Annotated in this window: 17 protein-coding genes and 1 pseudogene; 9 read left to right on the top strand and 9 right to left on the bottom strand. The window is 65.8% G+C overall.

Annotation, left to right across the window (positions count from 1 at the left end):
• Positions 1 to 22: 22 nt before the first annotated feature.
• Positions 23 to 442, top strand: a complete 420-nt coding sequence (locus AC5Y4N_RS10725) for a nuclear transport factor 2 family protein (protein ID WP_499910166.1) — start codon at positions 23 to 25, stop codon at positions 440 to 442.
• A 17-nt stretch (positions 443 to 459) separates the two neighbouring features.
• On the opposite strand, the gene AC5Y4N_RS10720 is transcribed toward AC5Y4N_RS10725, so the two are convergent.
• A complete protein-coding gene (locus AC5Y4N_RS10720) occupies positions 460 to 867 on the bottom strand; it encodes a hypothetical protein (RefSeq protein WP_499910168.1) in 408 nt (135 codons plus the stop codon).
• A 268-nt stretch (positions 868 to 1,135) separates the two neighbouring features.
• Here AC5Y4N_RS10720 and rpsP point away from each other — a divergent pair, with 268 nt between their 5' ends.
• Genes rpsP through trmD form a run of 4 tightly spaced genes read left to right on the top strand, consistent with a single transcriptional unit; the run spans position 1,136 to position 3,101 of the window.
• Positions 1,136 to 1,651, top strand: a complete 516-nt coding sequence (rpsP, locus tag AC5Y4N_RS10715) for a 30S ribosomal protein S16 (RefSeq protein ID WP_499910171.1) — start codon at positions 1,136 to 1,138, stop codon at positions 1,649 to 1,651.
• Positions 1,652 to 1,654: 3 nt separating this feature from the next.
• Positions 1,655 to 1,897, top strand: coding sequence for an RNA-binding protein (locus AC5Y4N_RS10710; protein WP_098004435.1), 243 nt, complete (start codon positions 1,655 to 1,657; stop codon positions 1,895 to 1,897).
• A 2-nt stretch (positions 1,898 to 1,899) separates the two neighbouring features.
• Positions 1,900 to 2,421, top strand: coding sequence for a ribosome maturation factor RimM (rimM, locus tag AC5Y4N_RS10705; RefSeq protein WP_499910175.1), 522 nt, complete (start codon positions 1,900 to 1,902; stop codon positions 2,419 to 2,421).
• Positions 2,422 to 2,423: 2 nt separating this feature from the next.
• Positions 2,424 to 3,101 (top strand): tRNA (guanosine(37)-N1)-methyltransferase TrmD, encoded by a 678-nt coding sequence (gene trmD / locus AC5Y4N_RS10700; protein WP_499910177.1) that lies wholly within the window; start codon positions 2,424 to 2,426, stop codon positions 3,099 to 3,101.
• A gap of 103 nt (positions 3,102 to 3,204) precedes the next feature.
• On the opposite strand, the gene AC5Y4N_RS10695 is transcribed toward trmD, so the two are convergent.
• Complete coding sequence (locus AC5Y4N_RS10695) at positions 3,205 to 4,125, bottom strand: serine hydrolase (protein ID WP_499910179.1); 921 nt, start codon at positions 4,123 to 4,125, stop codon at positions 3,205 to 3,207.
• Positions 4,126 to 4,403: 278 nt separating this feature from the next.
• On the opposite strand from AC5Y4N_RS10695, the gene rplS reads away from it, so the two are divergent.
• The 4 genes from rplS (at position 4,404) to AC5Y4N_RS10675 (ending at position 6,678) form a co-directional block, all read left to right on the top strand.
• Complete coding sequence (gene rplS, locus AC5Y4N_RS10690) at positions 4,404 to 4,745, top strand: 50S ribosomal protein L19 (protein ID WP_499910181.1); 342 nt, start codon at positions 4,404 to 4,406, stop codon at positions 4,743 to 4,745.
• A 93-nt stretch (positions 4,746 to 4,838) separates the two neighbouring features.
• A complete protein-coding gene (gene lepB / locus AC5Y4N_RS10685; RefSeq protein WP_499910616.1) occupies positions 4,839 to 5,633 on the top strand; it encodes a signal peptidase I in 795 nt (264 codons plus the stop codon).
• A gap of 9 nt (positions 5,634 to 5,642) precedes the next feature.
• Complete coding sequence (locus tag AC5Y4N_RS10680; RefSeq protein WP_499910183.1) at positions 5,643 to 6,332, top strand: ribonuclease HII; 690 nt, start codon at positions 5,643 to 5,645, stop codon at positions 6,330 to 6,332.
• A gap of 40 nt (positions 6,333 to 6,372) precedes the next feature.
• A complete protein-coding gene (locus tag AC5Y4N_RS10675) occupies positions 6,373 to 6,678 on the top strand; it encodes a DUF2469 domain-containing protein (RefSeq protein ID WP_499910185.1) in 306 nt (101 codons plus the stop codon).
• A 12-nt stretch (positions 6,679 to 6,690) separates the two neighbouring features.
• Here the strand turns inward: AC5Y4N_RS10675 and mspA are convergent, their stop codons facing one another.
• The 7 genes and pseudogenes from mspA to AC5Y4N_RS10640 form a co-directional block, all read right to left on the bottom strand.
• A complete protein-coding gene (gene mspA, locus AC5Y4N_RS10670; RefSeq protein ID WP_499910186.1) occupies positions 6,691 to 7,323 on the bottom strand; it encodes a porin MspA in 633 nt (210 codons plus the stop codon).
• A 383-nt stretch (positions 7,324 to 7,706) separates the two neighbouring features.
• A pseudogene (locus AC5Y4N_RS10665) lies at positions 7,707 to 8,108 on the bottom strand (MmcQ/YjbR family DNA-binding protein); the annotation flags it as partial.
• An 18-nt stretch (positions 8,109 to 8,126) separates the two neighbouring features.
• A complete protein-coding gene (locus AC5Y4N_RS10660; protein WP_499910187.1) occupies positions 8,127 to 8,999 on the bottom strand; it encodes an ABC transporter permease in 873 nt (290 codons plus the stop codon).
• Entirely contained in the window at positions 8,996 to 10,165 is a 1,170-nt protein-coding gene (locus AC5Y4N_RS10655; protein WP_499910188.1) for an ABC transporter substrate-binding protein, read from the bottom strand. The genes AC5Y4N_RS10660 and AC5Y4N_RS10655 overlap by 4 nt, the downstream gene beginning before the upstream one ends.
• Positions 10,165 to 10,893 carry an ABC transporter ATP-binding protein gene (locus tag AC5Y4N_RS10650; protein ID WP_499910190.1) on the bottom strand — a complete coding sequence of 243 codons (729 nt, stop codon included), beginning with the start codon at positions 10,891 to 10,893 and terminating at the stop codon, positions 10,165 to 10,167. Before AC5Y4N_RS10650 ends, AC5Y4N_RS10655 begins: the two co-directional genes overlap by 1 nt.
• Complete coding sequence (locus tag AC5Y4N_RS10645) at positions 10,869 to 11,918, bottom strand: acyl-CoA dehydrogenase family protein (RefSeq protein WP_499910192.1); 1,050 nt, start codon at positions 11,916 to 11,918, stop codon at positions 10,869 to 10,871. The genes AC5Y4N_RS10650 and AC5Y4N_RS10645 overlap by 25 nt, the downstream gene beginning before the upstream one ends.
• The gene (locus tag AC5Y4N_RS10640; RefSeq protein WP_499910194.1) at positions 11,899 to 12,438 is read right to left on the bottom strand and encodes a DUF4242 domain-containing protein; all 540 of its coding nucleotides are present in this window, start codon (positions 12,436 to 12,438) and stop codon (positions 11,899 to 11,901) included. The genes AC5Y4N_RS10645 and AC5Y4N_RS10640 overlap by 20 nt, the downstream gene beginning before the upstream one ends.
• Positions 12,439 to 12,461: the final 23 nt, after the last annotated feature.

Raw genomic sequence — 12,461 nt, 5'->3', positions numbered from 1 at the left:
CTATCGTGTTCAATCAACTGCCATGTTGAGCTTGCAGGAGATCTCCGACCGGCTGGAAATTCAGCAGCTGCTGATCGACTACTCGACCGCGATCGACCAGCGGCGGTTCGACGACCTCGATCGGGTGTTCACCCCGGATGCGCACATCGACTACAGCGCCTTCGGCGGCATCGTGGGCAGCTATCCCGAGGTGAAGTCATGGCTTGCGGAGGTGCTGCCGAACTTCCCGTCGTACGCGCACATGCTGGGCAACGTCGACATCCGGATAGACGGCGACAGGGCGTCGTCGAGGACGATCTGCTTCAACCCGATGGTGCTCGGAGGCGAACAGAAGCAGGTGATGTTCTGCGGGCTCTGGTACGTCGACGAGTTCGTCCGCACGTCCGACGGCTGGAGGATCACCCGCCGGGTCGAGGTGAAGTGTTTCGACCGCGTGGTCTAGAGGCGGCGGGGTCTTATTCACGCCTCGGAGATCCGGCCTCGTCGATAATCGTCCAAGGTGTAGGTCTGGCCCGCTCTGCGTCTGCGCTCGGCCTCTTCGATGGCGCGCTGGCGTTCGTCCGCAGGCGCGTGCACCAGGTGACGGTAGAGCTCGTTGTCGACGGCGTACACGCCCGGAACGGGCTCACGTAGGTGGCGGCGGTAGACCTGGTCGGCGTGGGCCAGGGGATCCTCGCCCGCATTCTGCCGCCGGATGAATTCTTGGCCGAGCCTCTGTAACGCTTCGCCTCTGCTGCGCCCGCACACCGACCAGTCAGCACCTGGATACGACGCCCTCCACCCGTCGTCGTCCGCCTTCAGTTGCGGTTCCATATGAAAGGCGAAGCGGCGCAACTCATCTTCGGCTTCCCACGACGATGTGCTCATCCCCGTACCTTTCTCGTCCGCAGAGTCGGTAGTCATGGCAGCGATTCGATGATCCAACGTCGCGGTTCATGAGGTCGTGTGTCGGTGAGTGTGCGGATTTGTACGCGGCGACGTCGTGTCGCCTACGAAACCGCACACTCGCCGATTTCGCCCGCTGAGCGGCGGTCTGGCACAATAGTCGGCTGGTCAGACCCACGCGAGGCAAAACCGGATCCGGCAACCGCCTGGCATCGCTGAATTGCCGCGTGACACCTACAGGAGTATCCGCATGGCTGTGAAGATCAAGCTCACCCGGCTTGGCAAGATCCGCAATCCCCAGTACCGCATCGCCGTCGCCGACGCGCGCACCCGCCGCGACGGCCGCGCCATCGAGATCATCGGCCGGTATCACCCCAAGGAAGACCCGAGCCTCATCGAGATCGACTCAGAGCGCGCCCAGTACTGGCTGTCCGTGGGTGCGCAGCCCACCGAGCCGGTGCTCAAGCTGCTGAAGATCACCGGCGATTGGCAGAAATTCAAGGGTCTGCCCGGCGCCGAGGGCACGCTGAAGGTGGCCCCACCCAAGCCGAGCAAGCTCGAGCTGTTCAACGCTGCGCTCGCCGAGGCGGAGGGCGGCCCGACCACCGAGGCCACCACGCCGAAGAAGAAGGCCCCCGCGAAGGTCGGAGCCGCGAAGGCGGCGACATCAAGCAAGGCCGCCAAGAAAGCGGCGGACAAGGCGGAAGACCAGCCGGCGGGGGAGGCTTCTGAACCTGCCGCCGAGTCCGCCGGCACAGAAAGCTAAGCGATGAGCTCTGTGGTCGTCGATGCCGTCGAGCATCTCGTCCGCGGCATCGTGGACAACCCCGACGACGTCCGCGTCGACATGGTGACCAACCGCCGCGGTCGCACCGTCGAAGTGCATGTGCACCCCGACGACCTCGGCAAGGTCATCGGACGCGGCGGGCGCACAGCAACCGCGCTGCGCACCCTCGTCGCCGGCATCGGCGGCCGGGGGATCCGCGTCGACGTGGTGGACACCGACCGATAGTCGTGGAGCTCGTCGTCGGGCGGGTGGTCAAAGCGCACGGTGTCACCGGTGAGCTCGTCGTCGACGTGCGCACCGATGATCCGGACAGCCGCTTCGCGGTAGGCGCCACCCTGCGGGGTCGGGCTCCGAAGAGCGCGACACAAGCCACTTACACGGTCGAGTCGGTCCGCCCGCACGGCGCCCGGTTGCTGGTCCGGCTGGCCGGGATCGCCGACCGCGACGCCGCCGACGCGATGCGCGGCACCGTGTTCGTCATCGACTCCGCTGATCTGCCGCCGATCGACGACCCCGACGAGTTCTACGACCACCAACTCGAGGGCCTAAGGGTCCACACTGTCGACGGGCTTCCAGTCGGTGCTGTCACCGAGGTGCTGCACACCGCGGCCGGCGAGCTGCTGGCGATCCGCCGCGACGACGGCAGCGAACTGCTAGTGCCGTTCGTCACGGCGATCGTCACGTCGGTTTCGTTGGCCGACAAGCTGATCCAGATCGACCCGCCCGACGGTCTGCTGGAGTTGACGTAGCCGTGCGCATCGACGTCGTCACCATCTTCCCGCAGTACCTTGACCCACTGCGACAGTCGTTGCCCGGCAAGGCAATTGAGGCCGGCATCGTGGACCTGCGGGTGCACGATCTGCGGAAGTGGACTCACGACGTGCACCACTCGGTCGACGACGCGCCCTATGGCGGAGGCCCGGGAATGGTGATGAAAGCGCCGGTGTGGGGGGAGGCGCTTGACGAAATCTGCTCGGCGGAAACGCTTCTGGTGGTGCCGACGCCGGCGGGTGTGCCGTTCCGCCAGGCCGACGCCCAGCGCTACAGCGCTGAGCCGCATCTGGTGTTCGCCTGTGGCCGCTACGAGGGTATCGATCAGCGCGTGATCGACGATGCCGCCCGGCGGATGCGCGTGGAGGAAGTGTCGATCGGCGACTACGTGCTTCCCGGCGGTGAGTCGGCAGCGCTGGTGATGATCGAGGCAGTGGTGCGCCTGCTGCCGCAGGTCATCGGCAATCCCGAATCGCACCAACAGGATTCGTATTCCGACGGCCTGCTCGAAGGGCCGGCCTACACCCGTCCGGCCAGTTGGCGCGGACTCGACGTGCCGGAGGTCTTGCTGTCCGGCGACCATGCCCGCATCGCGGCGTGGCGGCGGGAGATGTCGTTGCGCCGCACCGCCGAACGCCGCCCCGACCTGTTGGACTGACGAGCAGCCCGTCGCCGCCGAGACGGGAACTACCGCGGGGAAGTGCGAGAGCGCGCCACGTGGAATACCGTTTCGGCGTCTGACGCGGGGCGGACGCCAGCGCTCAGATCCGTCCGTTCGGGAACATCGTCTTGACGGCTTGGGTAATCGTGTTGCGTGCCGTCAGGTCGTCGCTGGGCTGCAGCGATCCGATCGCCATCGCGTACCGGCGGTCGGCCCCGACCACGCCTGTGGACAAGTGCATCCAATTAGGACCGTCCCAACAGCACATCCAGCCCTGCTTCACCGCGACCGGCGTGGCATACAGGCCGTCGGGGATGCCGAACCGCTGCGAATAGCCGTCGACGCCCGTCGGCGTGGACTGCGCGAGGTTGGACACGATGATGTCGGCCAGCTCGACAGGCAGGCCACCGCTGCCGTCCAGAAGCATGTCGTAGTAGCGGACGATGTCGTTTGCGGTGCTCAACGTGTTGAACCAGCGCCCGTCATACGGGGTCGTCGTCGCGGTCAGGCCGTAGCGCTGAACGACGCGAGAGATCACCGCGCTGCCGCCGCTGCGGTTCCAGAATTCCTCGGCGGCGTTGTCGTCAGACGAACGCAGCATGACCTCGAGCGCCGCGCGGTCACCGGGCGTGAGTTGCGTCTGCCCCTTGGCTACTTGTGCCAACAGGTCGTCGGCGATGAACACCTTGGCCACCGAGGCGATGGGCATCGGCGAATCGTCGCCGTTGGACACGGTCTTTCCGGTGGTGCGATCGACCACCGCGACCGAGATCTCCGCACCGCTCTCGGTGGCCTGCAGCGTGGCCTGCGCCACGCGCGCTTCCAGCCCGTCCAAGGCGGCGGCGGCCACCACTTCGGCGGGAGCGCCGGGAGCCGGGATGTGCGTGGCCAGAGCAGTGAACCCGTTGTGGTTCCGGTGAATTCCGGTGACGCCGCGCTCTTTGGCGACGCACGCTGCGATCAGCACGGCAGACACCAGTACCGCAGTCGTCGTCCTCAGAACCGACCGCGGCCGCCGCATGTCTCTCCTCAATCAATTGGTGTGGTGTAGAACGGTCCGACCGCACCGCCGTCCGTTGATGCGCCAGCCTATCGAGTTTTTCGGTCGCTCGGGCCGTTACGCCGGGGCGCCGGTCGCGGTGTGTCGGACGCGATTTCCGCCCATGCGGGCGATCTGGCACAATTGACCAGTTGTCTGCGCGCTGGGAGATCGTTCCCGCGCCGCAGGGATCACGACGTCAAACCTGACGGGGCTGCGTTTTCACGCGCCCCTGCCGCGACCGCGAGGAAGATTTCGATATGAACACGCTGGACTTCGTCGACCAGGCATCGCTGCGCGATGACATCCCGGCTTTCAACCCCGGCGACACGGTCAACGTGCACGTCAAGGTCATCGAGGGATCCAAGGAGCGGATCCAGGTGTTCAAGGGCGTGGTGATTCGTCGGCAGGGCGGCGGCATCCGGGAAACGTTCACGGTCCGCAAGGAAAGCTACGGCGTGGGCGTGGAGCGCACCTTCCCGGTGCACTCGCCCAACATCGACCACATCGAGGTCCTCACGCGTGGCGATGTGCGCCGGGCGAAGCTGTACTACCTGCGGGAACGTCGCGGCAAGAAGGCCAAGATCAAGGAGCGGCGCTGACCGCCGGGGCTCTCTCGCCCCTGATGCCTGCGTGGCTACGCTGATCCCGTGACGGACAAAACCGAATCGACAGACGCGCCGCAAGAGCGACCGCTGACCGCGGAAGCCGAGTCTGACGCCAAAGCCGACGCGAAGAAGTCGAAAGGCAAGAAGTCCGCACTGAAAGAGGGCGCGATCCTGCTCGTGATCGCGGTCGGCCTCTACTACCTGATGCTGACGTTCATCGCGCGGCCGTATCTGATCCCGTCGGAATCGATGGAGCCGACGCTGCATGGCTGCTCCGGATGCACCGGTGACCGGGTGATGGTCGACAAGCTGACCTACCGGTTCAGCACCCCCGAGCCCGGCGATGTGATCGTTTTCAAGGGCCCACCGAACTGGAACGTCGGCTACAAGTCGATCCGGTCGACGAATCCACCCGTGCGATGGGTGCAGAACGCTCTGTCGTTCGTCGGGTTCGTGCCGCCCGACGAGAACGACTTGGTCAAGCGCGTGATCGCGGTGGGCGGCCAGACCGTCGAATGCCGCAACGACACGGGCCTGACCGTCAACGGCAAGCCTCTGAACCAGCCCTTCTTGGATGCGAAGACCATGGGTGTCGAGGGTCTCGATCCGGCCTTGTACCGCTGTTTGGGACCTGAGTTCGGGCCCGTGAGCGTGCCGCAGGGGCGGCTGTGGGTGATGGGTGACAACCGCACCCATTCGGCGGACTCCCGTGCGCACTGCACGAGCACGCCAGCGGACCTTCAACGCCGGATCCTGTGCACGGGAGACCCGACTGCGGGCACGATTCCGATCGACAATGTCATCGGCAAGGCAAGGTTCATCGCCTGGCCGCCGTCGCGATGGGGTGGGGTTAGTTCGGTGGACGTTCAGCAACAGCAGTAGGTAGCAGCGATGGGCACTCGCTGGCCGCCGCGCGCGGTCGTTCGCAAGTCGTCGGGTCTTCGCACGCTCGAGTCGGCGCTGCACAACAGCGGCCTGGGTCCGGTGGCGGGCGTCGACGAAGTCGGCCGAGGGGCGTGCGCCGGGCCGCTGGTGATCGCCGCGTGCGTGCTCGGGCCGAACCGCTTGAAGAGCCTGGCCGCCCTCGACGACTCGAAGAAGCTGACCGAGAAGGCCCGTGAGGCGCTGTATCCGCTGATCCGCCGCTACGCGCTGGCCTACCACGTGGTGTTCGTGCATTCGCACGAGGTGGATCGCCGCGGCGTGCACGTCGCCAACATCGAGGGCATGCGCCGCGCGGTGGCCGGGCTCCCGGTGCGCCCCGGCTACGTGCTGTCCGACGGCTTCCGGGTGCCGGGGTTGCCCATGCCCTCGCTGCCGGTGATCGGGGGTGATGCGGCCGCCGCGTGCATTGCCGCGGCCAGCGTCCTGGCGAAGGTCAGCAGGGACCGCTGGATGGTCGCCAAGGACGCCGAGTACCCGGGCTACGGCTTCGCCGAGCACAAGGGCTACTGCACGTCGGCCCACGCCGCGGCCTTGTCACGGCTCGGGCCGTGCGAGATACACCGCTATTCGTTCATCAACGTGCGCAGGTCGGTCGTCGAGTTCGTGATGCCCGAGGAGCGCATGGAGCAGGCGTGAGAGAAAATACGGAAATAGTGAGCAAAGGACAGTCGGGTAGATGAGTGCCGAAGATCTCGAAAAATACGAAACCGAGATGGAGCTCTCGCTCTACCGCGAATACAAGGACATCGTCGGCCAGTTCAGCTACGTGGTGGAAACCGAGCGACGGTTCTACCTGGCCAACAGCGTCGAATTGATTCCCCGCAATGCCGACGGGGAGGTCTATTTCGAACTGCGCCTCGCCGACGCCTGGGTGTGGGACATGTACAGGCCGGCTCGCTTCGTCAAACAGGTGCGGGTGATCACGTTCAAGGACGTCAACATCGAAGAGGTGGAGAAGCCCGAGCTGCGGCTGCCGGATTGAGCCGACGGCTCGTCAGTGCATTTCGAGCGGCTGTCCGTAAGTCGTGACACTGTCGCCGTCTTTCGACGTCAGCCGCGCATAAGGGCGCAGCGTTACGCCGCCTGCCGCCCCGGTCACCGAGCCGTGTGCACCGGCAACCGCCACGGCGCCGTCGGCTCCCGAGACGTCGACACTGAAGGTGGAGATCTCGCGCAGCCCGGGGCCGTTTCCGAGGTCGATGCTGATGCCGAGTCCGGGAATGAAGGGTGGCGTGGTGATCAGCAGCTGCGGAACGGGCGCCACTTGCGTCTGGTCGAGGTTCAGATTGGGTGTGGTGTAGCTGAAGTTGATGCCGCTGCCCAGTTCCCACGGAAAGGCGACTTGATAGCCCAATTCCAGTGTGCCCTGGAAGTTTTCGGCGTCCTCGCCGGTCACGTGGTAGACGGCACGGCCGGTTTCGAACCACTCGCGGGTCAGCGGATTGCTGTCCAACGGCGACACACTGTTGATCAACACGTCCCACTGCTGGATGTTCAACGTCCGGCCATGACCGTCGACCACACTGAGCTCGTTGTCCATCGCGGCTTGCGTTGTGGCTGCACCGACGGTCATAGCGGTGGTGACCGCGGCCACCACCGACACGAATAACCGGGTGACGCCCTTCATCTTCTCCTCGGCTTGAAAACAGGCCGTCGCAACGAGCCGACCGGTCAGATTAATGCCTGCGGCGCGGAGACATTGGTACTGCGTTGGTTTCCTCGTTTCGAAAGATAACTGCGGCAAACAAGCTTGGGCAATAGCTCGTGACATTTGCTGGCTGAACTGTCGCGAAGTTGTTGCCATTCGGCGCCCGTGTCGTGACAGCATTCAACGGCTGACTTGAAGACCTGTGTGCTATGAGCGAAATCAGCTGTGGCGCAATATATCCGAAAGCACTTTAGCGTGCGGTGCGCGTCACCCCGGCGAGAGCCCCAGACGAGTGGTTGTACGCACCGGCGAAATTTGCTTGCGCTGAATCGGCGGAAATGACGCTCACCGCTTAAGCCATGCTCGGTCAGCCACTTGGCGCCACGGCGTTTCGACGCGCGCGAAAGCCACGCGTCCTGGATCAGTTCGGCGAGTTCGTCGCGGGAGATGCGATCTAATTGCGACGCGCGCACCAAGACGGACAGGTGGCCGTCGAAGTGGCTGGTGGTGAAGAACGGGCTTTGCGGATCCTGCACCAGGGCCTGTTTGTCCGCGTCGGAGCCCACCCAGATGACGATGACGTCGGAATACGGTTCGCCCGTCGCGGGGTCTCGGGCATCAGGCCGCGGATTACGAAAAAACACGAACGACTTTCCGCCTACCTGATAGATCGCATTGCCCTTCGGGCCCTCGAGGCGCGTCGTGTGCGGCATCGCTGCAGCGATCTCATGCACGTCATCGACATTGGCCGGGCGTTTCGCCATGCCGGAAGGGTACGGGACCTATTCGGCCGCAGTGTCCGGCGCCGGGCGTGATGCTCGAGTGCGCGGTCTGCGCGGGGCCAACAGCACGCGGGCCGACGAGTCGAGGAGATAACCGATCACGCCGATGACGACAATCACTGCGACCACTTGGTCGTACGCCAGTTGATCGCGGGCATTGAGGATCTGATAGCCCAAACCCGAACGCACACCGAGCATCTCCGCAGGAACCAGGACCACCCAGGCGATCCCCAAGGCCAGTCGCAGACCGGTCTGAACGTGGGCACGGATCGCCGGCAGCACCACCGCGGTCAGCAGCTCGACACGGGTGGCGTGAAACGACCGTGCCACCGAAAGATAGCCCGGGTCGATAGCGTGTACGCCGGCGGCGGTGTTGAGCAGGATCGGCCAGACCGCTGCGACGGCGATCAAGAAGATCACCGGCTGGTTGCCGATACCGAAGACGGCCAATGCGATTGGCGTCCACGAGAGCGGCGAGATCATCCGAATGAACGCCACGACGGGACTCACGGCGCGTTCCGTGGTGCTGCTCAGCCCGACGAGCAGTCCGGCCGGTATCCCGAGGACCGCGGCCACCAGCAGCCCGATCACCAGCCGGTAGAGGCTGATACCGGTGTCGGGAAGCAGCACGCCGCGTCCCAGCAACTCGCCGATCGCGGGTACGGCTTTCTGCGGTGCGGTCTGCCGCAGCAGCGATTGCGGCGCGCACAATACCGATGTCACCAGCCACCAGAGCCCGACACTCACCGCGATCGCCGCGAGCGCAGGCCCCACCCGCTGCCAGCGTGGCGGCGAGGAGTCTGCGGGATGCGTTGCCTCATCGTGCCTTTCGGGTGATACGGCATCGACGGCGGCGCTGGGCGCGGTGGTCATATCGCTTGTACCTGTTCGTGTCGGATGAGGTCGTCACTGAGGCCGAAGGCGGCTGGCCCCCCTTGAGCGAAAAGGGATTTGCGCACGAATTGGTCATCGACCAGGTCGAGGTGCACGGCCGCCGGGTCCAGCTTGTCGAGGAAGCGTCGGTCACCGTCGACGATGGTTTCCCCCATCGCCTCGATCAGCCGCTCGGTGAAGCTGGGGTAGGGAAACGGCTGAAAGCCCAGGCGCTGAGGCTGCCAGTCCGGATGCGCCAGCGGATAGGGCGGCTTGGGATACGTCAACGCCAATTGAACCGCCGGGACGGGCTGGGGCAGATAGCGTCCGCCGGCGAGTGCGACCGCGGTTGCGCGTCGGTCGTCGTTGATACGCAGCTGCGCTGCCACCACCGCATCGGCGAGTGACTGCACCGCCTGCGCGCGGTCGGCGATCACGTCGTCGCGGGTGATCAGCACGCAGCAGGCGTGGTCGCGCCACACGTCGCCCAGGAACGTATGGATCCGGCCGATCTTCTTGATCTGGGCGACGGCATTGAACGGATCGGCCACGACGTAGCCGCCGATAGAGCGGTTCGCCAGCGCCGGCACCATGTCGGAGGGGCTCATCACGATCAGCTCGACGGTGCGTTGCGCACGAGAAGCGTTGCGGCGCAACACTGGTCGCAGTCCGTGGGCGCGCAGCAACTGCTGCAGCACGATGTTGTGGATCGACCACCAGAACGGGATGGCCACCTGAGTGCCCGCCAAATCGGCGAGGTCGGTGATGTGCGGTGCGACGGTCAGCGCAGAGCCGTTGGTGTGATTCCAGCCCAGCACTTTCACAGCGCCGCCCAGCGCGTAACGGAGCTGTACCGCCATCGGCATCAACAGGTGGACGACGTCGACCTGGCGGGTGATGAATGCCTCGGCCAGCGCCGACCAACTGCGGAACATCACCGGCTTGGCCGTGGCCACGACGCCTGCCGGAAACAGCGCGGCGCTGTGCGCGATCAGAAGGGGAGCGGCGTCGGTGATCGGTAGATATCCGATCCGCAGCCTCCCGCTGGCGTTGACCGTACTGGTGGCTGCGCTGCGCGCCAGGTCGCCGATACCGAACAACCCGCCGGCAGCGGCCAACGCTGCTGCGCCAGTGAGGAATTGACGACGGTTCGGCTGCAGCGACATCATCGGGCCACCTTCGCGGCGTGCTGGTAGTGGCGCAGAATGTGCGCCCGCAGACCGGTTTTGTCCGCCCCTGGCGTGTCGGCGAGATGCCATTGCCCCCGGAGCTCACCGCTCGTGCCGAGCAGCACGACGCGATCCGCCAGGGCCAGCGCTTCGTCCACATCGTGAGTGACCAGCACGACGGTGACGTCCAACTCGTCGGCCAACTCGGCCAGCCAGCGTTGTAAATCGCTTCTTGTCGCAGGGTCCAATGCACTGAACGGCTCGTCGAGCAGCAACAACCGGGGCGACGTCGCGACCGCCCGCAGGATTGCCACCCGCTGCGCTTGACCGCCGGAAAGTTGTTCGGGATAGCGGTCGGCGAGGACGTCGACACCGAAGCGGGCCATCAGCGCGGTGGCGTGGTCGTCGTCGAACGCGTTGCGGTGCGCGGCGAATCGGCGCGGAAACGCCACGTTGTCGGCGACGGTGAGCCACGGCATGAGCAGAGGCTGCTGAAAAACCACACCGGTGCGAGGCCGGCCGCCGTCCTGGGCCCATTCGATCGTTCCGGCGCTGAGGGTGTCGAGCCCGGCGAGTATGCGCAGCAGGGTGGACTTGCCGCTTCCGCTGCGTCCCAAGATGGCGACGAACTCCCCGTCCTCAATGGCCAGCGTGATGTCGCGCAGGGCGGTGGTGGCTCCGAAACGCTTAGCGCCGTGAGTTATTCGTACTGACTCAGTTCCCACCGCAGTTGTCCTTCCGACGGCGATTGGATCGGCAGAAACGCCGCCTCGCGGAAACGACGGTTGGCCGCACTGCCGGTGACGTAGCCGGCTCCTCCGGCCAACGTGGACTCGAGCCGGGTGGCCGACAGCGCCGACGTGGCGGCCTGCAGCCGCAGCCGGATCAACTCGGAGAGGGGCGGCCGCGACGGGTCGGCGGCGAATTCGTAGAGCCGCTGGCGCAGGCCGCCGGACTGCTGGATGTGATCGTCGAGGTCGGCACGGAAGCTACCGGCCAGCACGCCGCCGGCCTGTCGCGCGCCGGCCAAAGCGGCTCGGCCCACGCCGACGCAGAAGGCGGTCTGCAGCAGCAGGAAAGCCGGCCGGACGGTGGTGACGAACTGCTGCAGGTCGGTGCTGACGACGTGTTCGGCTGACACCTCGACGTTCTGCAGCCGCACAGAGCCGGAAACGGTGGCGCCCAGGGCCATCAGCGATTCGGCGGGCTTGACGGTGACGCCGGAGGCGGTGGCGTCGACGGCGAGCACATACGTTTCGTCGGCGAGACCCCGAGCGGGAAGCACGATCAGTGCGTCGTGGAACAGGTTGGAGGCCCAGCGGATTGGGCCGGTGACGCTCAGCCCGTCGTCTCTTCGCTCGGCGATCAGGGGCAGCTGCTCGAGTCCCACGACGTGCTTGAGGCCCGCAGCCATTGCGGTGACACCGACCCGTCGCCCGGTGCGCAACGCGTCGAGGTGCTGCTCACACAGCGCCGTCGGTGCGTGGCGCAGGTAGCGCAGCGTCATGACGTGCGCCCAGGCCGAAAACGCGACCGCCAAGCTGTGGGCGGCGAGTTCGTCGAGAATGCGCACGCAGTCGGCGAGTCCGGTTTCGGTGAGTGCTGGGTCGAAGAGCCCTGCCGCGCCGAGCGCGGCGAGATCGGTGCGGACGTCGGTCAATTGGGCGTCCAGGGCGGCGGCGCGGCCGGCCACCGAAAGCACCGCTGTGTGCAGGGCGGTGTCCAGATCGTCACTGATCGTGGTGACCATCGGTGCCTTGCAGCCGGTGCAGACGGTCGACCGGGGCGCTGACGGCCTGACGCGCGCGGCGTACCGCCTGCTCGTCGGGCGCCTGGTAGAAGCACAGGCACTTGTCCATGTCTTCGCGGACATACGTGCGCAGGAAACTCACTTCGGGCACGTCGGCGTAGTTGGGCGAGTTGGCCTTCTTGCGAGCCAGATAGGACTCCATGTCCAGATCGGCGGGCAGATCCCATTCCACGAGATAGCCGGCGGCGGGCCGGGCGGCTTTGAGTTCACTCAGATCGGCGCCGACCAGCCGAACCTGATGGGGACCGCTGATCTCGTCGGCGTCGATGTCGCCTGCATCGAGTGAAGGAGCGGCACCGGCGGATTCGGCGATCGCAAAGATGCGGCGGGCGTCTTCGGTCACCTGTACCTCGATCAGCTCACCTCCGCCTTCGCGGATGCGGACGTCGATGCCCTTGAGCAGTTGGTCGGTGTCGAGCTGGGTGGCGCGGGAATTGATCTCGTAGAGGTACAGGGTCACTGTTGCGCTCGTTTCGTCGGTGG

Source organism: Mycobacterium sp. NGS19 (assembly GCF_059813155.1).
Note: the sequence above shows the minus strand (reverse complement) of the source record. Positions and strands in the feature narration are given on the sequence as shown.